Origin of the sequence: Pseudomonas sp. Teo4, from assembly GCF_034387475.1 — a bacterium.
GTDB lineage: Bacteria > Pseudomonadota > Gammaproteobacteria > Pseudomonadales > Pseudomonadaceae > Aquipseudomonas.
The window spans coordinates 3498199-3519643 of sequence record NZ_JAXCIL010000001.1 but is presented as its reverse complement, the minus strand read 5'-3'; the positions used below and the strand labels follow the sequence as shown (position 1 = coordinate 3519643).

Sequence of the window (21445 nt, the reverse complement as noted above, 5' to 3'; positions counted from 1 at the left end):
AAGAGGGCAGCGGGCTTGCAGGGAAACGTCAGCGAGCGAAGGCGGCGTCGCTGATGGCCATCAGGTTCTGGCTACCACTGCGGATCAGCGTGTGATGCAGGTCGGCGCGGGGTAGCAGGCGCTGCAGGTAGAAGCGTGCGGTTTCACGCTTGCCCTGATAGAACGCTACCTCGGTGCTGCCTTCTGCCAGCGCACGCTCGGCCAGGTCGGCGGCACGCAGCCAGAAGTAGCCGATCAGCGTGTAGCCGCTGAGCATCAGGTAATCGAAGGCGCTGGCGCCGACCAGGTTGGCATCCTCGCCGCCAGTTTCGCGCAGCCAGTCGCTGACCTCGCGCCAGGCCGTTACGCGCTGCTGCAGTGCCTTGACCAGTTCGACGGGGACGACGGTGTCGCGGGTGAAGTTTTCGATTTCACCCAGCAGTTCGGCCAGCGCCTCGCCTCCATCGGCGAATACTTTGCGGGTCAGCAGGTCGAGGCCCTGAATGGTGTTGGTGCCCTCGTAGATGGCGGTGATGCGTACATCACGGGCAATCTGCTCCATGCCCCATTCGCGGATGTAGCCGTGGCCGCCGAACACCTGGATACCCAACTGCGCCGCCTCGATGCCGGTTTCGGTCAGGAACCCTTTGGCGATGGGCGTCAGCAGCGCCAGGCGGCGGGCCGCAGCCTGACGTGCGCCTGGCGTGGCGCCGTGGTGCAGCAGGTCGACACCCTGGGCACAGGTGTAGGTGAGCATGCGCCCGCCTTCAGCGAAGGCTTTTTGTGTCAGCAGAATGCGCCGCACATCGGCATGGCCGATGATCGGGTCGGCGGGTTGGTCCGCTTTAAGGCGTGGGGTGGCGCGCATCTGCACGCGCTCCCGGGCATAGGCCAGGGCGCCCTGGAACGAGGCTTCGGCGTGGGCCTGGGCCTGCTGCGAAACCGCCAGGCGCGACTCGTTGATGTAGGTGAACATGGCGTTCAGGCCACGGTTGGCCTCACCCAGCAGGTAGCCGCAGGCACTGTCGAAGTTGAGCACGCAAGTGGCATTGCCGTGGATGCCCATCTTGTGTTCGATCGAGCCGCAGCTCACGCCGTTGGGTGCGCCCAGCTTGCCATCGGCATCGACCTGGATCTTCGGCACCGCGAACAGCGAGATGCCCTTGACCCCCGCTGGCGCACCCTCGATGCGCGCCAGTACCAGATGCACGATGTTTTCGGTCAGGTCGTGGTCGCCGGCCGAGATGAACATCTTGCTGCCGCTGATGCGGTAGCTGCCATTGGCCCCGGGGTGAGCACTGGTGCGCAGCAGGCCCAGGTCCGAGCCGCAGTGGGCCTCGGTCAGGCACATGGTGCCGCCCCAGCGACCGGCGATCATCGGTGGCAGAAATCGCTGCTGCAGGGCTTCGTCGGCATGTTCGCTGAGGGTGCTGATGGCGCCGCCGGTGAGGTTGCCGTACATGCCCCAGGCATGGTTGGCGCTGCAGACCATCTCGTAGTTGACGAAGCCCAGCGAAGGGGGCAAACCCTGGCCGCCGAAGGCCGGGTGCTTGTCCAGGCCCAGCCAGCCGTTGGCGGCATAACGCTCGAATGCTTCGGCAAAACCGGGCGGGGTGGTGACCTTGCCGTCATGCCACTGGCAGCCGTGCTGGTCGCCCACGGCATTGAGCGGGGCCAGCTCTTGTTCCGCGAACTTGGCGCCTTCTTCGACGATGGCATCGAAGGTGGCGGCATCGACGGCTTCGCAGCCGCTGAGGTGCTGGTAGTGACTGCTCAGGTCGAGCAGTTCATGCGCAACGAAGGCGATATCGCGCAGCGGGGCGTTGTAGCTGGGCATGCCGAATTCCTGGGTGAGGGGTTTCGGCATGTTGTAACAGGCAGCCCCTGGGGCAGGCGTCCAACCCCCCGGTGGATTGGGGGGTGGAAATGGCGCCTGGCCCCCGGTGGAGGTCAGTCCAGCAGTTGCAGTTCCTTGGCCGAGCACAGGGCACTGTCTCGGTCGGCGACGTCGAGTTTGCGGAACAGGTTGTTGATGTGGGTCTTGACCGTGCTGTGGCTGATGAACAGTGCATCGGCAATCTGCTGGTTGGTCTGGCCGCGGGCCATGCGTTGCAGAACGTCCAGCTCGCGTCGAGACAACGGCACGATCAGCGCTGAATCGGCCGGGTCCTTGCCGGCCAGCAACGGACGGAACAGTGCGTTGAGGCGTTCGCGTGAGGGCGCTGGCGCCTGCAAGCCAAGCTGTTCGCGTACAGGTTGAAGCAACAACTGGCGCAGGCCTTCCAGATGGGTGTCACCCTCGTACTGCAACAACTGGCCAAAGTCGTGCCGGTCGGAAAGCTGCAACGCGTGTTCAAGGCTATGCAAGGCCTGGTCGCGGTCTTTACGGTCGTGGGCGAGCCCGGCTTCGAGCAGCAGTGTATCGAGCAGCAGACGGTGGTTGTCCTGCGCCAGCGCCTGGTCCTTGAGCGTTGCCTGAATCTGTTGGGCCTTGGTGTGTTGGCCCAAATGGCGCTGCACCCAGGCATAGGCCAGCCATTCCTCGGGCATCAACTCATCGCCGTACTGGCGTGCGCACCAGTGCCACTGGCCGAGCCAGTCGAGCAGGTAATCCTGGTCGTTTTCACGCACGGCCAGGCGCGCCAGCCATGCGCCTGCCTGGCGGTAGAGGGTGAACAGCCGGTACTGGCGGGCCAGGCGGCGCACTTCTTCCCAGCGTGCCTTGGCCAGCGCGGTTTCGCCGAGCGCCCAGTGCAGACAGGCCTGGTGGTGGAACACCCAGGGCAAGGCGGCGCTGTGGGGAAAGCCCATGGCCAACAGTTCGGCCTGGGCCAGGCATTGCCGAGCCTGGCTGAGCTGGTTGGCCTGCAGCAGGGCCAGGCCCTTGCCCAGGTGACGGAACAGCTCATAAAAACGCCCGGAGCTGCCCGCCGCTGGCGTTTCTGCCATGCCGTGCAGGCGCCGCCAGGCCGCTTCGCTGTTGCCTTGGGCAAGGTCGATCTGGGCCAGCAGCAGGTGCAGCAGGTTGGTGTAGCCGCTCAGGCCAAAACCTTGCAGCTCGTGCAAAGCGCGTTCGGCCTCGCTGTACGCCTGGGGCAGTTGGCCGAGGGCGAACAGGCAGCTGGCGCGGTCGAAATACAGCACCGAGCGCGCTGCGTTGTGTTGCGCGAAACGCTGCAGCGCCTGTGCGGCGATGGCCAGGCTGTGGCTGAGGTTGCCGCCCAGGTAGGCCAGGCGGCTGCGCAGAAACATCACGGTCTGCTGCACCCGCTCGGGGTGCTTGGGGTGTGGCTGGCGCCGTTGCAGGCGCTGCAGCCTGCGGATGCACTGGCTGGCCTGGGCGATATCGTTGGTCACCATGACCGTGGAGGCTTCGGTGACGGCCAGGGTAAAACTGTCGCTGCCGGCATGCCCGGCCACTTCGTCGAGCACATCGACCAGAACATTGACCTTGCCCTCGCGCAACAGCTCGAAGGCGTGCTGGTCGACGGCATTGAGCACGGCGTCCAGGTCGCGGGCGCGGCCGAACTGGTAGATCGCCTCGGTGTAGCGCCGCCGCGCCAGCAGCCAATCGGCGGCCTGACGATGCAACTGGCGCAGGTGCTGCGGGTCGCGTTGTTCCAGGCGCTGGTAGAGGCCGTTACGCAGGGCTGGGTGGTAACGGTATTCGGTAGGCTCGCCGGGGCGTGCATTGACGAACAAGTCCAGGCGCTGCAACTGGCGCAGGGCGTCGCGGGCATCGTGGGTGGCGCTCAGTTCGCCGGCCAGGTCGGCATCGAACACCTGGGCGACGGCGGTACGTTCGAGAAACTGCAGCAGGCCGGGGGTAAGCTTGCGCAGGCGCTCTTCTTCCAGAAACTGGCGGGCATCGGCGTAAGCCTGGCGGGTGATCGGGCGCAAGTCGTCGGGTAGTTGGCCGCTGCTGTACTGCGCCTGGCGGTAGGCCTGGAACCAGAACAAGACGCCGCTGATCCAGCCTTCGCTGCCCGCGCGCAACTGGTACAGCGCGTCGGTGCCCAATGGCACGTCGCTACGGCTGGCCAGTTGGCGGGTTTCTTCGCTGTCCAGCGCCAGCTCACGGGTGTCCAGTACCTGCAGGCGCCCATCTCGGCGCAGGTGGGCCAGCGGCAGGCGCGGCGGGCCTTCGCTGGCGGCCACAAGGCGCAAGGCTGCAGGCGGGAAATGCAGCAGCGTGTCGAGGTACTGCCAGGCGTTGGGGGCGCTGAGCAGGTGCAGGTCGTCCAGCAGCAGGGTCAAGGGTTCGTGGCGTGCTTCCAGGTCGGCGACGATCTGGCTCCACAACGGTTCGGGCTGTGAGCTGTTGCGCTGGCTGGCAGGCAGTCGCAGGGCCGCGTGCAAGTGCAGCAGCAGGCTGAGCGGCTGGTTCTCGGCTGGGGTCAGGCGCAGCCAGGCAGTGGCGCCGGTCAGGCTGCGGGCGAACTGGGCCAGCAGGGTGCTTTTGCCATAGCCCAAAGGGGCTTGCAGCAGTGTGACGGCACCTTGTTCCTGGACGCTGGCAAGTTGTTGCAGCAGGCGTGTGCGCACCAGTGCCTTGGCGGGCTCGGCGGGGGGGCGTAGCTGGTTGAGCTTGAGCAGTGGGAGGTCCATGGCGGCCTTGGACTGTCGTTCTTGTAGTGCTGCCATCCTAGCCGAGAGAGGGGCACTGTTGTCGAGGAAGCTTGAGGCAGGGCACCGGCATTTCATTTCTGACGTGCGTCTTTCAGCCTTGCTTTCACCGCGTTCAGATTTGCCACGACACCGGCTGCGCCAGCACCGCTATTATCTCGTAATTCTTTGTTTTTATTGAATAAAAATAATTAATTCAAACGCTGGCAGTGATCTTGCCTATGCACTGGCCAAGTGCGAACGAGTGAGATCGAAACCCCATGGCAAGCCTTCTTCACCCACAGCAGATCCAGCAGGCGTTGTCCGCCTGGTTGTCGCAGTTACTGGACCAGCCCGTCGTCATCGAGCACAGCGAGCGCCTGTCCGGCGGTGCCATCCAGGAGAACTGGCTGCTGCAGGGGCGTGTAAACCACACACCACAACGCTGGGTACTGCGCACCGACGCGGCATCGGTGGTGGCCGCGAGCATGAGCCGTGAGCAGGAGTTCGCGGTGCTGAGCATCGCCCATCAGGCTGGTGTGAAGGTGCCCGAGCCGCTGTGGCTGTGCCTTGACCGCAGCGTGATTGGCCGCGAATTCTTCATCATGCAGGCCCTCGGCGGTACCGCCAGCGGCCACCACCTGACCCGCGCGCCCAACCTGCCCGAGGGGCGCCCCAACCTGTGCGAACAGTTGGGGGCCAACCTGGCGCGCCTGCATCGCGTGATCCCTCCGCAACCGGCACTGGCGTTCTTGCCCCAGCCAGCAGCAGACCCCGCGCTCGCCAGTATCGAGCAGTACCGCCGTTTTCTCGATGCGTTGCCGGGCGCCCACCCGGTGCTGGAGTGGGGCTTGCGCTGGTGTGAAGAGAACAGGCCGACACCCTTGCCACCGCGGCTGATCCACCGCGACTACCGCACCGGCAATTACCTGGTCGACGGCAGTGAGCTGACCGGCGTACTGGACTGGGAATTCGCCGGCTGGGGCGACCCACGCGAGGACCTCGGCTGGTTCACCGCGCGCTGCTGGCGTTTCAGTCGCCCGGACCTGGAAGCAGGTGGCATCGGTCGGCTGGAGGACATGCTGGCGGGCTACCACAGTGTGTCAGCCCTGGAGCTTGACGGTGAGTCGCTGGCCTTCTGGCAGGTCATGGCCCACCTGCGCTGGGCGGTGATCGCCTTGCAGCAAGCCGAGCGCCATGTGTCTGGCCAGCAACGTTCGCTGGAGCTGGCGCTGACTGGGCGCATGGTGGCCGAACTGGAACAGGAAATCCTGCTGCTCACCCGTGGAGAACACCTATGAACGCACCCGATGCCTGCGACCTGCTGGCCACGGCACGTGAAGTGCTGCTTACGCAACTGCTGCCTGCCATGCCGGGGACGCTGCATTACGAGGCGCGCATGGTCGCCAGCGCGATGCTCATGGCCAGCCGCGAAATTGAACAGGGGCCGGCCTGCATTGAGCTTGAGCGGCATGTGCTGGCCGAGCTGCTGGCGCTGCCAGACCCACTTGAATTGAGCCTGGAGCAAGCCCGTGGCGAGTTGGCCCGCCAAATCCGCCAGGGCGCGTTCGACCCGGCGCGCCTGTGGCCGGCGCTGCACAAGGTCAACCGTGCGCAACTGAGCATCAGCAACCCCAAGGTACTCGCCCATGACTGAGCCCTTGCGTCGTCGCCGTTGTTATCTGGTTCGCCATGGCCATGTCAGCTATTTCGACGCCACCGGCCGCCCGCTGGACCCGCGCAGCGTGCCCCTTTCGGAAACCGGCGCATGGCAAGCGCAGGTGCTGGGCAAGGTATTGGCCGACACGCCGTTCGACCGTGCAGTGTGTTCGGACTACCCCCGCACCCGGCAAACCCTGGACCACGTGCTGGGTGAACGGCCGCTGAGGGTCGAACAGTGCAGCCAACTGCGTGAGGTCCGTGCTGGCCGGCTGCGTGAGATCCCCCATGAATGCCTGCAGCAGGAGGTGACCGAAGCCTACCAGTGCGCCCACCTGGCCGGTGCCGCCTTCTTGCGGGGCGAGCCTTGGGTCGCCTTCGAGCAGCGCGTGCTGGAGGGCTTCCAGCAACTGCTGGCCGAACCCGACTGGTCGTCGCTGTTGCTGGTCACCCACGACGCCGTCAACCGCATTCTCCTGGCCTGGGCCAGCGGTGCAGGGCTGCGTGGCCTGGCTGCGTTCGAGCAGGACCACGCCTGCCTCAACATCGTCGACGTCGACATGCGCGGTACGCAGGTGGTGCGGGCGATTATCCGAACGCACAACTTCACCCCCTACGACCCGAGCAAGGCTGCGATCCAGCAGACCGTCATGGAACACCTGTTCAGCGCCATCGACCCGCATCGCCTGCGCGCCTGACTTTCCTCATTGCCAACTAAGGACTTCCCACCATGCACTTCGCTCTGCCTTCCGAACTGCTTGAACTGCAAGCCAAGGTTCGTCGTTTTGTCGCCGAGGTCGTCATTCCGTTTGAACAGGACCCGCGCCAGACCGCCCATGGGCCTTCTTCCGAACTGCGTCAGGAGCTGCTGGCGCTGGCCCGTGCCGAAGGCCTGCTGACACCCCACGCCTCGCGCGAGATGGGTGGGCTGGGCCTGAGCCACATCGAAAAGGCCATCGTGTTCGAGGAGGCCGGCTACTCGCCGCTGGGCCCGGTGGCCCTCAACATTCACGCGCCGGACGAAGGCAACATTCACCTGTTGGAACAAGTTGCGACCCCGGCCCAGAAAGACCGCTGGTTGCTGCCGCTGGTACAGGGGCGCATTCGCTCATGTTTCGCCATGACCGAGCCAAGCCCGGGGGCCGGTTCCGACCCGTCGATGCTCACCACCACGGCCGTACGCGACGGTGACGACTACGTGATCAACGGCCAGAAGTGGTTCATCACTGGGGCCGAAGGCGCGCAGCTGGCGATCATCATGGCGCGCATGGAGGACGGCAGCGCGACCATGTTCCTCACCGACACCGACCGCCCAGGGTTCATCCTCGAACGCATGATGGGCTCGCTCGACAGCTGCTTCGCCGGTGGCCACGCGGTGCTGCGTTTCGACAACCTGCGGGTGCCGGCCAGCGATGTGCTGGGCGAGCTCGGCAAGGGCTTTCGGTACGCCCAGGTGCGCCTGGCCCCGGCGCGCCTCACCCACTGCATGCGCTGGCTCGGCCAGGCCCGCCGGGCCCATGACGAGGCGTGCGCCTACGCCAACCGCCGGGTGTCGTTCGGCAAGGCTTTGGGCGAGCACCAGGGGGTGGGCTTCATGCTGGCCGACAACGAAATGGACCTGCACACCACGCGCCTGGCCATCTGGCATTGCGCCTGGGTGCTGGACCAGGGCGAGCGCGGCAACTTCGAGTCGAGCATGGCCAAGGTGCTCAGCTCGGAGGGTATCTGGCGGGTGATCGACCGCTGCGTGCAGGTGTTGGGTGGGCAAGGGGTGACCGGGGAATCGGTTGTCGAGCGGATCTTCCGCGATGCCCGCAGTTTCCGCATTTACGATGGCCCGAACGAAGTGCACCGCATGAGCCTGGCGAAGAAGATTCTTGCCCGGGCCGCAGCGGGGGCGCAGGCATGAATGTCGACTCATATCGTGATCAGGTGGTGATGATCACGGGCGCCGCCAGTGGTTTTGGCGCGCTGTTGGCCAAACGCCTTGCCGGCCTGGGTGCCAAGCTGGTGCTGGGCGACCGTGACAGTGCCGAGCTCGAGCAGGTTGCCATGGCGTTGCGGGCAACCGGCACCCAGGTGCTTGCCCAGCCTTGCGACGTGACCTGCGAGGCGCAGGTCAAGGCATTGGTCGAGGCGGCGGTGAAGGTGTTTGGCCGCCTCGATGTGGGCGTCAACAACGCCGGAATCCTCACGCCGATGAAGCGCTTCATCGACACCACCGAACACGAACTGGAGCAGAGCTTCGCCGTGAATGCCAAGGGCGTGTTCTTTGGCATGCAGCAGCAGATCAGGCAGATGCTGGCCCAGGGCGGTGGGGTCATTCTCAATGTCGCCTCCATGGCCGGCCTGGGCGGGGCGCCCAAGCTCGCGGCCTACGCTGCCGCCAAGCACGCAGTGGTGGGGCTGACGCGAACCGCGGCGGTGGAGTACGCCCGCCAGGGCATTCGCATCAACGCCGTGTGCCCGTTCTACAGCGCTACGCCCATGGTCACCGACAGTGAAGTGGCCGAGCAGCAAGGCTTTCTCGCCCAAGGCTCGCCGATGAAGCGCCTGGGCACGCCCGATGAAATCGTTGCGGTGATGTTGATGCTGTGTGCCCGCGACAACAGCTACATGACCGGCCAGGCCATCGCCGTGGACGGTGGCCTCTCGGCCTACTGATCAGCGGTTTCGACAGCCGCTGTCATGAAATGAAAAGCGGCTGTCGTCCGATGAGAAGCGCCGCCCGACGCAACGGCCTAAATTCGCCCTACACCAGCGCCATGGCGCACATAAGAACAACAGATCGGGGAGATTGGCATGGCCAAAGCAGTTCGCTTTTACGAAACCGGAGGGCCTGAGGTCCTGCGTTACGAAGACGTCGAAGTGGGGGAGCCCGGCCCTGGCCAGGTGCGCCTGCGTCACGTCGCGGTCGGCCTGAACTATGCCGATACCTACTTCCGTAACGGCACCTACCCGATCCCCCTGGCCAACGGCATGGGCGTGGAAGCCTCGGGCGTGGTGCAGGCGGTGGGCGAAGGCGTCACCCATGTTGCGGTGGGCGACCGGGTCACCTACACCGGCTTTCTCAACACCCTGGGCGCCTACAGCACCGAGCGTCTGATCCCGGCGGCGCCGCTGATCAAACTGCCGGAAACCATCGCCTTCGAAACCGCTGCGGCCATGACCATGCGCGGGCTGACGGCTTCGTACCTGATGCGCCGCATCTACGACTTCAAGCCCGGTGACAGCATTTTGCTGCACGCGGCGGCCGGCGGAGTGGGGCTGATCGTGTCGCAGTGGGCCAAGCTGCTGGGCCTGACCGTGATCGGTACCGTGTCGACCGACGCCAAGGCCGATGTGGCTCGCGCCCATGGCTGTGACCACACCATCAACTACAGCCATGAAAACGTTGCTCAGCGCGTGCGTGAGCTGACCGATGGCGTGGGCGTGAACGTGGTCTTCGACAGTGTTGGCCGCACCACCTTCATGTCTTCGCTGGACTCGCTCAAGCGCCGTGGTCTGATGGTGTGCGTAGGCACCGCCTCCGGCGCCATCGAACCGTTCAACCCGCAGATCCTGGCGATGAAGGGCTCGCTGCACCTGACCCGTCCGGCGCTGGCCGACTATATCGCCGACCCGGCCGAGAAGGCGGCCCTGGCAGGCGAGCTGTTCGACCACGTCAGCAGCGGCCGGATCAAGATCGAAATCAACCAGCACTATGCCCTGCGCGATGCGGTCCAGGCTCACCGTGATCTGGAATCGCGCAAGACCACTGGCTCGTCGATCTTCGTCATCTGAGGGCTGTGCCATGCAAGTCGAACAACTGACCTGCGCCATCGGTGCCGAGTTGACGGGCGTCAAACTGGCCGACGCGATTCATGATGACGGCCTGTTCGCCGAAATCCGTGCCCAGCTGCTCAAGCACCGGGTGTTGTTCCTGCGCGACCAGGACATCAGCCGTGCCGAGCATGTGGCCTTCGCCCGCCGCTTTGGCGAGTTGGAAGACCATCCGGTGGCGGGCAGCGACCCGGACCACCCAGGCCTGGTGCAGATCTACAAGCGCCCCGACCAGCCCGTGGACCGCTACGAAAACGCCTGGCACACCGATGCCACCTGGCGCGAAGCACCGCCTCTGGGCTGCGTGCTGCGCTGTGTGGAGTGCCCACCGGTGGGCGGCGACACCATGTGGGCCAACATGGTGCTGGCCTACGAAAAGCTGCCAGCCGAGGTGAAACAGAAGATCGAAGGCCTGCGCGCCCGTCACAGCATCGAGGCCAGCTTCGGTGCGGCCATGCCCATCGACAAGCGCCTGGCGCTCAAGGCCCAGTACCCGGACGCCGAACACCCGGTAGTGCGCACCCACCCGGAAACCGGCGAGCAGGTGCTGTTCGTCAATGCCTTCGTCACCCACTTCAGCAACTACCACACCCCGCAGCGGGTGCGCTTCGGCCAGGACGCCAACCCCGGTGCCGCCGACCTGCTGCGCTACCTGGTGAGCCAGGTGTACATCCCCGAATACCAGGTGCGCTGGCGCTGGAAGCCCAACAGCATCGCCATTTGGGACAACCGCAGCACCCAGCATTACGCCGTGATGGATTACCCCGCCTGCCACCGCAAGATGGAACGCGCCGGAATCATTGGCGACAAGACTTTCTGAGCCGTGCAGGCCACAACAAGAACGAGGACCCTGACATGCAATTCTTCGACGATTCGTTGCACCCGGAAAACATGGAGAAAGTCGTCATCACCGTGGCGCCTTACGGCCCGGAGTGGATGCCCGAGGACTTCCCGCAAGACATCCCGGTGACCATGGACGAGCAGGTGCAAAAAGCGGTCGACTGCTACGAGGCCGGTGCCACTGTCCTGCACCTGCATGTACGTGAACTCGATGGCACAGGTTCCAAGCGCCTGTCCAAGTTCAACGAGCTGATTGCTGGCGTGCGCGAAGCAGTGCCGGACATGATCATCCAGGTGGGCGGTTCGATTTCCTTCGCCCCGGAAGGCGAGGGTGAAGCAGCCAAATGGCTGAGCGACGACACCCGCCACATGCTGGCCGAGCTCACCCCCAAGCCGGACCAGGTGACGGTGGCGATCAACACCACCCAGATGAACATCATGGAGCTGCTGTACCCGGAATACCTGGAAGGCACCTCGCTGGCCAACCCGGCCATTCAGGCGGCCTACAGCGAAATGACCGTGCCGGCAGGCCCGGCCTGGGTCGAGGAGCACCTGCGCCGCTTGCAGGCCAGCAATATCCAGCCGCACTTCCAGCTGACCGGCATGCACGCGCTGGAAACCCTCGAGCGCCTGGTGCGCAAGGGCGTCTACAAGGGCCCGCTCAACCTGACCTGGATCGGCATCGGCGGCGGCTTCGACGGCCCGAACCCGTTCAACTTCTTCAACTTTGTGCACCGCGCGCCGGATGGCTGCACCTTGACTGCCGAATCGCTGCTCAAGAACGTGCTGCCGTTCAACACCATGGCGCTCGCCATGGGCCTGCACCCACGTTGCGGTATCGAAGACACCATCATCGACCAGCACGGCAAGCCGTTCACTTCGGTGCAGCAGATTCAGCAGACCGTGCGTGTGGCCCATGAACTGGGCCGTGAAGTGGCCACTGGCAAAGAGGCCCGGGCGATCTACCGCATCGGCGAGCAGTACGACACCGTCGAGCAAACCTTGCTGGCCAACGGCATGGCGCCCAACCGCCGTTCCGGGCAGAAGGGCGTACCGCAGCGTGCGTGACGGCTGACCGGCCCCATCGCCGGCAAGCCGGCTTGCCGGCGATGAGGACAGCATGCGCAGCACAGATTTTGGCTTTACCGATAACAACAAAAACAACCTACGCCAGATTCCCAAGGAGGCAGCATGGCCGCCTACCACGCCACATCCGCCCAGGCCGGTGAAGACACTTCGCTTGGCATCCCGCGTCGCTATGCCTGGATCGTCTTCGCTCTGACCTTTGGTCTGTTGATCTCCGACTACATGTCACGGCAAGTGCTCAATGCCGTGTTCCCCCTGCTCAAAAGCGAATGGGCCCTGAGCGACAGCCAGCTCGGGCTGCTCAGCGGTATCGTCGCGTTGATGGTGGGGTTGCTGACTTTTCCGCTGTCGTTGCTGGCCGACCGTTACGGACGGGTGAAGAGCCTGACCCTGATGGCGGTGTTGTGGAGCCTGGCCACGTTGGGTTGTGGTTTGGCGGAGAACTACCAGGAGATGTTCATTGCACGTTTCCTGGTGGGTGTGGGCGAGGCGGCCTACGGCAGTGTCGGCATTGCCGTGGTGGTGTCGGTGTTCCCGCGGGAGATGCGCGCGACGCTGGCTGGTTCGTTCATGGCCGGTGGCATGTTCGGCTCGGTGCTGGGCATGGGCCTGGGCGGGGTGATGGCGCACCATTTCGGTTGGCGCTGGGCGTTTGCTGGCATGGCGTTTTTTGGCCTGCTGCTGGCGGTGCTGTACCCGATTGTTGTGCGCGAGGCGCGCATTGCGCCCAAGCGGCTGGCCGAGCAGGCCGACAAGGCCGCGCAAAAGGCCCTCCGCCCGCTGCGCACGTTGTATTCGAGCCGCTCGGTGATCAGCGCCTATGTCGGCAGTGGCTTGCAGTTGTTCGTGGGTGGCACGGTGATCGTGTGGATGCCCAGCTACCTGAACCGTTATTACGCGATGACCACTGAACAGGCCGGCGCCGTGGCTGCGGTCATCGTGCTCTGCAGCGGTGTGGGCATCGTGCTGTGCGGCATGCTGTGCGACCGCCTGGGGCGTCATTGCCCGGACCGCAAGATCAGCCTGGCCATTGGTTATTGCCTAGGCAGTTGCCTGTTGTTGTCGGTGGCCTTCGCGTTACCGACGGGGCCGGTGCAACTGGTGCTGATTTGCCTGGGCATGATGATCGCGGCGGGCACCAACGGCCCGTCCAGCGCCATGGTCGCCAACCTGACCCATTACTCGGTGCATGGCACGGCGTTCGCCACGCTGACCTTGGCCAACAACCTGCTGGGGCTGGCTACCGGGCCACTGATTACCGGCAAGGTTTCGGACCTGATCGGTTTGCAGGCTGCGTTTCAACTGGTGCCGCTGATCAGCATTGGCGCTGCGGCGGTGTTCATTTTTGCCAAGCGCCATTACCACCGGGACATGGCGCGGCTGGCGCTTGGTGGTGGTGATGTGAAGGCTGCCAATGGTGTGCTGGAGGCTCGTTCGTGAAGCGTTTGTTGTCGGTGGAAGTGTTCTTCGATTTCGTCTGCCCCTGGTGTTTGATTGGCAAGCGCCAATTGCAGCGTGCGCTTGAGCGGTTGCGGGAAGAGCAGCCGGATGTGGAGGTGAGCTTGACGTGGCAGGGGGTGCAACTGTTGCCTGAACTGCCTGCTGGAGGCGTGCCGTTCGCTGAGTTCTACCGGCGTCGGCTGGGCAGTGAGCAAGCGGTGCTGCAGCGCCAGCGGCAGGTGCGAGAGGCGGCGAGCCTGGTGGGGGAGGCGATCGACTTTGGCACCATTGCGCGCATGCCCAACAGCGCTGATGCCCACCGGTTGTTGCAGCGTGCTGCGCGGGTGGGTTCGGCGCAGCAGGTCGAGGCGCTGCTGGAGCGGTTGTTTGCGGCTTACTTCCACAGGGGCGAAGACATAGGTGATCGCGCCACTCTGCTGGACATTGCGCAGGGTTGTGGTTTGCCGTCGGAAGCGCTGGCTGATGTGCTGTTGGGGGATGGTAGCCCCTTCATCAATGCCGGGGCGGGGATGGCGGCCAATGGTGTGCCGTGTTTTGTGTTCGACCAGCATTTGTACCTGTCGGGGGCGCAGTCGCCGGAGGTATTGCTGGGGGCGTTGCGGGCGGCGTTGGCGCGGTCGGCGGGGGTGGGGGCATGATGCGGCGTGTTGCTGTTCCAGCCGAAAAACTGCCGAGCTGTGGTGGGCGTGCATTGTTCGAGTTCGAGGACAAGAGCCTGGCGTTGTTCAATATCGATGGGCGGTTGCATGCCATTGACGATGGGTGTCCGCATCAGGGGGCGTCATTGTGTGGTGGGCAGTTGCAAGGGCGTGTGATCCAGTGTCGGGCGCATGGTTTGCGGTTCAATCTGGAGACGGGGTATTTGCTTAACTCGACGGCAATCAAAGTGGGTTGCTATCAAGTTGAGAGAGGGGCGATCAAGTATTTATCGTACTCCCCTGACCAGCAGTTAATTAACAGGCTCAGCTCCGCGCTCGCTCTTGCTCTTGTGTTTGCTTTTGCTTCTAGTGCGCGCTAGTTCAGGCGCCACAAATTGCGACGTCAGTAGGCCGAGTGGAGGTCTTGCGGAGGGAGGTGACGGGCATGGATGCCCGTCAAGCGCTGCGGCCCAGGATGGGCCGTACAGCGCGGTCCTCCCGGGAGCAAGACCGGAGCGAGGGGACCCCGGAGCGCAGCGTAGGGGCCGGATGTAGGAGCGAGCGGTTTTTGCCTACTTTTGCCCAAGAGCAAAAGTAGGTCGCCGTAAAGGCGAAAAGGTGAATGAGCGCCTCCATGGCAAATGGATATTCACACTGTTTAAATGCCGCCGTTTGGTTTTTAGTGGGTTTTAAAGTTGGTGAGCATATCCATTTGCCAAGGTGACGCTTAATCACCTTTCCGCTCTTACAGCGGGTCACTTTTTGGCAAACGCCCCAAAAAGTAACCAAAAAAGTCTGGCTCCTACATCCGGCCCCTACGCTACGCTCCGGGGTTCCCTCGCTCCGGTCTTGCTCCCGGGAGGACCGCGCTGTACGGCCCATCCTGGGCCGCAGCGCTTGACGGGCGTCCATGCCCGTCACCTCCCTCCGCAAGACCTCCACTCGGCCTCCTGAAGTCGCAGTTTGTGGCGCCTGGACTATCGCGCGCTTAGGAGCAAGATCAAAAACAGAGCAGAGCAGGCAGGCAGGCAGGCAGAACAGTGTTGCGCTTACGACAGCGCTTTCGCGTGCTGCGCACGCCAACTCGCCGGCGGCTGACCAAACTGGTTGATGAACCACCGGGTAAACGAACTGGGCATCGAATACCCCAGCATGTCGGCAATCCGCCCCAACGAGTACCCAGGACTTTCCAGATACCGCAACACCAAGTCCCGCCGCACACCATTGATCAGGTCACTGAACGTCACCCCACCTTCTTCCAGCCGCCGCTGCAACGTCCGTACGTTCATCCCCTGCGTCTGGGCAATGTGCTCGATGGTCGCCCGCCCCATCGGCATCAGCAGAAAGATCGCCTTGCGCACCTCAAGCACCAACGGCAGATTGCCCTGGCTGTGCAGCGTATCCAGATACCGTTGGGCAATCCGCGCCATGGCCTCGTTGGCCAGCGGGTTGGCCGCGTCAAGGTCAGCCGAAGGGCAGACGATACCGTTGAAGTCACTGTTGAACTCCAGCTTGCAGCCGAAGATCCGCCTGTGAATCGCCAAGTCCGCCGGCGCCGCATGGGTGAAGTTGGCGCTGATCGGGTGCCAGTGCGCCCCCAGCAACGCCGAACAGAACCGGTGCATCACACCAATCGCCAGCTCGATCGCCTGACGGCTGTGCATGGGCTGGTCGAGGATCACCTCCTGGCGAATGATCACCGTCTTGCTCGACTCTTCGATATGAATCGCCAACGCATTGTTCAGCAGGTGACGGTACTGCACGATCACCTGCAACGCATCGCGCAAGGTGCGTTGGTGGCTCAGCAGCAAACTCACCTCGCCAAAGTCAGATAACTGGCGCAACTCGGCCATGCGCAGGCCGAAGGTTTCGCAGCCGCTCAGGCGCGCCGACTCTTCCAGCACGGTAATGGCCGCCGCAACAGGTATGCGTTGGTCAGGGGCATCGAGCAGCGAGGCGCTCAAGCCCGCCTGGGCCAGCAGGCCATGGCCGTTAAGGCCCAAATGGCGGGTGACTTCCAGAAAATTGGTCAGGCTGGCAGCACGGGCGAGGACGGTCATCTTGTTGTTTTCCACGCGTTCTTGAAAGGCGCTCCGCTACGTTGGCGGGTAGTCACTTATAGCGCTTGTGTCATGGGATGCAAAGCCGTTTACCGCACCATTGATCCAGTCCTTGCCGTATACGGCAACCCCTGTCGTGGTGCTGTCATCAAATGAAAAGTGCGTGACGCCCAATGTAAAGCGCCTGGCAGTGCGCTTCTTTACTGTTGGCCCCAAGCAGTCGGCAAGCGACCGACCAATCCAGACCAAGGGGCCTGACGTGGAAAAACTGCAAACCACCGCAACCGTGCTGATCGTGCCTGGCCTGCGTGACCATGTGCCTGAGCACTGGCAAACCCTGTTGCAGGCACGTTTGGCCAAGGTGCGCAGCGTGCCACCACTGGAAACCGACAAGCTCAATTGCGCGGCCCGAGTCGAGGCCATCCAGCGCGAACTGTCGGCTATTCAGGGGCCGGTGATTCTGGTGGCGCACAGTGCCGGCGTATTGATGGTTGCGCACTGGGCCGCACGTCACCAACACGCCATCAAAGGCGCCTTGCTCGCTGCTCCACCTGACCTCGAAGCCAACTGGCCACAGGGCTACCCGACCCCCGAATCCCTGCGCGAGAACGGCTGGGCACCGCTGCCAACCCGGCCGCTGCCGTTTCCCAGCATCGTTGCCGCCAGCAGCAACGACCACCTTGCCAGCGCAACCGCTGTCGCCCGCATGGCGGCGCAGTGGGGCAGCGAGCTGGTCGAGCTGGGCGCTGTCGGCCATCTCAACCCCGCCTCGGGCTTTGGCCCGTGGCCGTTCGCCGAGGAGCTTATCCAGCAACTCGATCGTTAAGCCGTAGCGCCAGGCGGCCACCTGGGCCTGGTTCACCCTAAGCAGAGACATCGCATGAACAACAATAAGAACGTTCTCTTCTGCACTTGCCCCCGTAGCCTGCTGGCCACGGCAATACTGGTTGCCGCTGCTCCGGCTACCCAGGCGTTTCAACTGGACATCGCCGACCCCGACTGGCGTGTGCGCTTCGACAACACCGCCAAGCTCAGCTATGGCCAGCGCGTGGAAGGCGAAAATGCCAAGATCGGCCGTACCGCCAACCTCAACGACGGCGACAAGAACTTCAGTGTCGGCAGCGCGGTCACTCAACGGGTCGACCTGCTGACTGAACTGGATGTGGTGTACCAGGACACCATGGGCATGCGCGTCAGTGCCGCCAGCTGGTACGACCACGCCTACGACAACGTCGGCTCCAATTCCAACCCGTTCCCCGGCCAGCAGGGCAATGCCGGCAACCTGGTGCTTGCCCGCCCGGCAGGTGGTTTGCCCGCCGGAACCGTACTGGCAGGCGGGGCCTCGCAGCGCCATGGCTTGAGCCGTTACACCGACCGCTATTACAACGGCCCGTCCGGCGAAGTGCTGGATGCCTTCGTGTTCTACAACACCGAAGTCGGCGACGAGTCGATGCTCAGCGGCAAACTCGGCTGGCACTCGGTGTACTGGGGCGAAACGCTGTTCAACGCGGCTAACGGCATCAACTACGGCCAGTCGGCCCTGGATCTGGCCAAGCTGTACAACGTGCCGGGCACCGAAACCAAGGAGCTGTTCCTTCCGCGCAAGCAGCTGTCGCTGAGCTTCACCGTCAACCCTGAGCTGACCATCGCCGCCCAGTACTTCTTCGAGTTCGAGAACTCGCGTCTGCCCGAAGGCGGGACCTACATGGGCGCCTATGACATGCTCGGCGATGGCGGCGAAATCTTCTGGCTGCCGGTGCCTAATGCCGTGGGCGGCGCGGGTGCGTTTTACGGCGCGCCCCGAGGCCACGATATTCGCCCGCACAACTCGGGCGACTACGGGCTGATGGTGAAGTGGAGCCCCGAATGGCTCGACGGCACCCTGGGCTTTTACTACCGCAACACCTCCGACCCGACCCCGGCAGTGCTGATCAACGCCCCCAACCTGCACAACGGCAGCCTGGCAGGCTCCAGCTACATGGCCGCGTATGCCGACGACATCGACATCTATGGCATCAGCCTGGCCAAGAACGTCGGCCCGGTGAGCGTCGGACTTGACCTCAACTACCGCGAGAACATGCCGCTGATCAGCAACTTCAGCACTATCAACGGGCCGCTGTACGACGCGCTGGCCGGCACTGCGGGCGGCACCAACCTGATCGGCGCCGTGCCCGGCAATGGTGAAACGGGGCTGGCACGCGGCAAGACTTTCCACGTAGTGCTCAACGGCCTGGTGACCTTTGGCGACACGCCGCTGTGGGACGCCTCATCGCTGGCGGTGGAAGGCGCCATGACCCACCTGGTCAGCGTCGACAAGGCCGAGCACACCTACAAGGGCGACTCCAGCTACCGCGGTGTCGACAAGGCCACCACCAATGCCTACACCCTGGCCGTCAACTTCACGCCCACCTGGTACCAGGCCCTGCCCGGTGTCGACCTGTCGATGCCGCTTTCCTACAACGTGGGCCTGAAGGGCAACTCGGCGATCCAGCTGGGCGGCAACGAAGACTCCGGCAGCTACTCGGTGGGCATCGCCGCCGACGTCTACCAGAAGTACAAGTTCGACCTGAAGTACGTCGACTCCTTCGGCAAGTTCGATACCTGCGAAACCGGTACCGACAACAACACCCCCGGTGTCAACGGGCGCTACCAGTGCATTCCTGGGCAGATCACCTCCCAAGCGGGCCTGGCACCGCTGCTCAAGGACCGCGGCATGCTCACCGCATCGTTCAAGACCACCTTCTGATTCCTGATTACAACAACAAGCGGAGAATCGCGATGAACTACCTGAACAGCCTGCTGGCTGCCTCGCTGGTGGCCGCCATGGCCAGCCATGCCCACGCGGCCGCCTCCACCCAGGACGTTTCCCGCCTGGGCAAGGACCTGACCCTGGTGGGGGCCGAAAAGGCCGCGAACGCCGATGGTTCGATCCCGGCCTACCAGGGCGGTCTGACCACCCCGCCGGCCGGCTTCAAGACCGGCGACAGTTTGCGCCCAGACCCTTTCCCCAATGAAAAACCGCTGCTGGTGATCGATGGCAAGAACGTTGATCAGTACAAGGGCCAACTGACTGCGACGACCGTGGAACTGGCCAAGCGCTTCCCCACCTTCCGCATCGAGGTGTACCCCACCCACCGCACCGCAGCGCTGCCCAAGGTGCTGCTGGACAACACCCTGAAGAACGCCAGTGCCGCCAAGTCGCTGGAAAACGGCATGGCCATCGAGAATGTGCTGCCGGGTGTGCCGTTCCCGATTCCGCAGAACGGCGCCGAAGCCATGTGGAACCACCTGCTGCGCTACCAGGGCGTGGCACAGAAGGCCAAGTACGACTCCTGGAACGTCGACGCAGCGGGTGTAGCGGCCTTGGCCACCACGGGCCTGGCCTTCAACGGCTACCCGATCTACGAAGACCTGAACAAGGTCATCGACGCCAAGGACATCTACTTCCAGACCAAGCTGTATTACGAAGGCCCGGCGCGCCGTGCTGGTGAGTCGATGATGATCAAGGACGCCGCCAACCCGTTGGTGCAGGAGCGCCGTGCCTGGCAATACCTGCCGGGGCAGCGTCGGGTGAAGCTGGCGCCGAACCTGGCGTACGACACGCCGAACCCAGGCACTGCAGGCTCCGGCACCTTCGATGACATCTACGTGTTCAACGGCGCGCTGGACCGCTACGACTGGCACCTGGTGGGCAAGCAGGAGATGTATGTGCCCTACAACACCTACCGGCTGACCTACATCAAGGACCCCAAGGTGCTGACCACCCCGAAACACTTGGCTTCCGACCAGGTGCGCTGGGAGAAGCACCGCGTATGGGTGGTTGAGGGCACTCTCAAGGGCAACGCCCGCCACATCTACGCCAAGCGCCGCTTCTACCTGGACGAGGACAGCTGGTTCGCCCTGGCTTCCGACCAGTACGACGCCCGTGGCCAGCTGTATCGCGGCTCGTACAGCTTCTTCACCCAGAGCTACGACGTGCAGACGCCCAACAACAACCCGCATGTGGTCTACGACCTGGTGGGCGGCAGCTACAACATCAACGGCCTGATCGGCCCCCACGGCGGCATCGAGTACATCGCGCCTTTGTCGAAGGCACAGTGGTCGCCCGAGGCACTGGCTGGCGCCGGTATTCGTTGACCCCAAGAGGCCTGCGCCGGGCAGCGTCTTGAGGCTGCCCGGTGTTCCGTGCAAGAGGACAGGGCATGGTTCCATTCAACAAATATGCGCCGTTGGCGCTGGCGCTGGCGTTGGCCTGCGGGCACGGTGTGGCGGTCGCGGCAGAGTATGTCGACGTGCTGGACCTGCCGGCCAAGCCCAGTGCGCTGGCAGCCACCGGCCCGTTGCGCGACGTGACGCGAGCCGGGGCGCGCTTGGTCGCCGTCGGGGCGCGCGGCCACGTGGTGTTTTCCGATAACCAGGGGCGCGATTGGCAACAGGCCAAGGTGCCGGTGAGTGCCGACCTCAATGCCGTGGTGTTTCCCACCGCCAGCGAAGGTTGGGCGGTGGGCAACGACGGTGTGGTGTTGCACAGCCGCGATGCCGGTGCCAGTTGGGAAAAACAGCTTGATGGCCGCCAGATCGGTGCCCTGGTGCTGGCGCACTATCAGGCGCGGGCCTTGGCCGAACCGGGCGATGCGCAGTGGTCGACATGGGTAGCCGAAGGCCAGCGGCTGGTGGAGGAGGGCGCGGACAAGCCCCTGCTCGATGTGGCCTTTACCGATGCCTTGCATGGGTATGCGGTGGGCGTGTTCAACCTGATTCTGCGCACGGATGACGGCGGGCGCAGCTGGGTGCCGATGCAGGCCCAGACCGACAACCCGCAGGGCCTGCACCTGACCAGCATCGCCACCGCCGACGATGCGGTGTACATCGCTGGCGAGCAAGGCCTGTTGCTCAAGTGGAGTGCCGGGCAGCAACGCTTCACGGCCTTGCCAAGCCCTTACCAGGGCACCTGGTTCGGTGTGCTGGCGACCCCCCACGCGGTACTTGCCTACGGCCTGCGCGGGCATGTGGCACGCAGCACCGATGGCGGCCAGAGCTGGGCCAAGGTGGACACCGGCCTGCCCCTGAGCATCACCGCTGCCAGCCAGGATGCCAGCGGTGACATCTGGCTGTTCAGCCAGGCCGGCCATGCCTTGCGCAGCCATGACGGTGGCGCTGGTTTCACCTTGCAGGCCACTGCGCCACTGGCCCCGGTGGCCGGCGCGGTGCAGGGCCTGGCCGATGGCAATGTGCTGGTCGGCGAACGCGGCGTGCGGGTACTGCCTGCACGACAAGACCCATAAAAAATCGCAA

The 21445-nt window shown here is 64.1% G+C and carries 18 protein-coding genes; 15 read left to right on the top strand and 3 right to left on the bottom strand.

Going from position 1 to position 21445, the window contains the following annotated elements:
* Nucleotides 1-28 precede the first annotated feature (28 nt).
* Together PspTeo4_RS15850 and PspTeo4_RS15845 are read right to left on the bottom strand one after the other, a co-directional pair.
* A complete protein-coding gene (locus PspTeo4_RS15850; RefSeq protein WP_322364683.1) occupies nucleotides 29-1816 on the bottom strand; it encodes an acyl-CoA dehydrogenase C-terminal domain-containing protein in 1788 nt (595 codons plus the stop codon).
* Nucleotides 1817-1929: 113 nt separating this feature from the next.
* On the bottom strand, nucleotides 1930-4587 hold the full coding sequence (locus PspTeo4_RS15845; RefSeq protein ID WP_322364682.1) for a LuxR C-terminal-related transcriptional regulator: 2658 nt from the start codon (nucleotides 4585-4587) through the stop codon (nucleotides 1930-1932).
* 278 nt (nucleotides 4588-4865) lie between these two features.
* Between PspTeo4_RS15845 and PspTeo4_RS15840 the strand changes: the two genes are divergently transcribed.
* The 11 genes from PspTeo4_RS15840 (at nucleotide 4866) to PspTeo4_RS15790 (ending at nucleotide 14470) form a co-directional block, all read left to right on the top strand.
* Complete coding sequence (locus PspTeo4_RS15840) at nucleotides 4866-5885, top strand: phosphotransferase family protein (protein WP_322364681.1); 1020 nt, start codon at nucleotides 4866-4868, stop codon at nucleotides 5883-5885.
* Nucleotides 5882-6241: a DUF6285 domain-containing protein gene (locus tag PspTeo4_RS15835; protein ID WP_322364680.1), complete on the top strand. Its 360-nt coding sequence runs from the start codon at nucleotides 5882-5884 to the stop codon at nucleotides 6239-6241. The genes PspTeo4_RS15840 and PspTeo4_RS15835 overlap by 4 nt, the downstream gene beginning before the upstream one ends.
* On the top strand, nucleotides 6234-6941 hold the full coding sequence (locus tag PspTeo4_RS15830; RefSeq protein ID WP_322364679.1) for a histidine phosphatase family protein: 708 nt from the start codon (nucleotides 6234-6236) through the stop codon (nucleotides 6939-6941). Before PspTeo4_RS15835 ends, PspTeo4_RS15830 begins: the two co-directional genes overlap by 8 nt.
* A gap of 32 nt (nucleotides 6942-6973) precedes the next feature.
* Entirely contained in the window at nucleotides 6974-8152 is a 1179-nt protein-coding gene (locus tag PspTeo4_RS15825) for an acyl-CoA dehydrogenase family protein (protein ID WP_322364678.1), read from the top strand.
* Nucleotides 8149-8907, top strand: coding sequence for a glucose 1-dehydrogenase (locus PspTeo4_RS15820; protein ID WP_322364677.1), 759 nt, complete (start codon nucleotides 8149-8151; stop codon nucleotides 8905-8907). Before PspTeo4_RS15825 ends, PspTeo4_RS15820 begins: the two co-directional genes overlap by 4 nt.
* 138 nt (nucleotides 8908-9045) lie before the next feature.
* On the top strand, nucleotides 9046-10026 hold the full coding sequence (locus tag PspTeo4_RS15815; RefSeq protein ID WP_322364676.1) for a quinone oxidoreductase: 981 nt from the start codon (nucleotides 9046-9048) through the stop codon (nucleotides 10024-10026).
* A 10-nt stretch (nucleotides 10027-10036) separates the two neighbouring features.
* Complete coding sequence (locus PspTeo4_RS15810) at nucleotides 10037-10885, top strand: TauD/TfdA dioxygenase family protein (RefSeq protein ID WP_322364675.1); 849 nt, start codon at nucleotides 10037-10039, stop codon at nucleotides 10883-10885.
* A gap of 35 nt (nucleotides 10886-10920) precedes the next feature.
* A complete protein-coding gene (locus tag PspTeo4_RS15805) occupies nucleotides 10921-11973 on the top strand; it encodes a 3-keto-5-aminohexanoate cleavage protein (protein WP_322364674.1) in 1053 nt (350 codons plus the stop codon).
* Nucleotides 11974-12096: 123 nt separating this feature from the next.
* Nucleotides 12097-13431: an MFS transporter gene (locus tag PspTeo4_RS15800; protein WP_322364673.1), complete on the top strand. Its 1335-nt coding sequence runs from the start codon at nucleotides 12097-12099 to the stop codon at nucleotides 13429-13431.
* Nucleotides 13428-14090: a DsbA family oxidoreductase gene (locus tag PspTeo4_RS15795; protein WP_322364672.1), complete on the top strand. Its 663-nt coding sequence runs from the start codon at nucleotides 13428-13430 to the stop codon at nucleotides 14088-14090. Before PspTeo4_RS15800 ends, PspTeo4_RS15795 begins: the two co-directional genes overlap by 4 nt.
* Nucleotides 14087-14470: a Rieske (2Fe-2S) protein gene (locus PspTeo4_RS15790; protein WP_416196934.1), complete on the top strand. Its 384-nt coding sequence runs from the start codon at nucleotides 14087-14089 to the stop codon at nucleotides 14468-14470. Before PspTeo4_RS15795 ends, PspTeo4_RS15790 begins: the two co-directional genes overlap by 4 nt.
* A gap of 669 nt (nucleotides 14471-15139) precedes the next feature.
* Here the strand turns inward: PspTeo4_RS15790 and PspTeo4_RS15785 are convergent.
* A complete protein-coding gene (locus tag PspTeo4_RS15785; protein WP_322364671.1) occupies nucleotides 15140-16150 on the bottom strand; it encodes an AraC family transcriptional regulator in 1011 nt (336 codons plus the stop codon).
* Between the two features lie 259 nt (nucleotides 16151-16409).
* On the opposite strand from PspTeo4_RS15785, the gene PspTeo4_RS15780 reads away from it, so the two are divergent.
* The 4 genes from PspTeo4_RS15780 (at nucleotide 16410) to PspTeo4_RS15765 (ending at nucleotide 21435) form a co-directional block, all read left to right on the top strand.
* Nucleotides 16410-16976, top strand: a complete 567-nt coding sequence (locus PspTeo4_RS15780; protein ID WP_322364880.1) for an RBBP9/YdeN family alpha/beta hydrolase — start codon at nucleotides 16410-16412, stop codon at nucleotides 16974-16976.
* Nucleotides 16977-17030: 54 nt separating this feature from the next.
* Nucleotides 17031-18896: a DUF1302 domain-containing protein gene (locus PspTeo4_RS15775; RefSeq protein WP_322364670.1), complete on the top strand. Its 1866-nt coding sequence runs from the start codon at nucleotides 17031-17033 to the stop codon at nucleotides 18894-18896.
* Between the two features lie 32 nt (nucleotides 18897-18928).
* A complete protein-coding gene (locus PspTeo4_RS15770; RefSeq protein WP_322364669.1) occupies nucleotides 18929-20287 on the top strand; it encodes a DUF1329 domain-containing protein in 1359 nt (452 codons plus the stop codon).
* Between the two features lie 65 nt (nucleotides 20288-20352).
* The gene (locus tag PspTeo4_RS15765) at nucleotides 20353-21435 is read left to right on the top strand and encodes a WD40/YVTN/BNR-like repeat-containing protein (RefSeq protein WP_322364668.1); all 1083 of its coding nucleotides are present in this window, start codon (nucleotides 20353-20355) and stop codon (nucleotides 21433-21435) included.
* The last annotated feature ends 10 nt before the right edge of the window (nucleotides 21436-21445 follow it).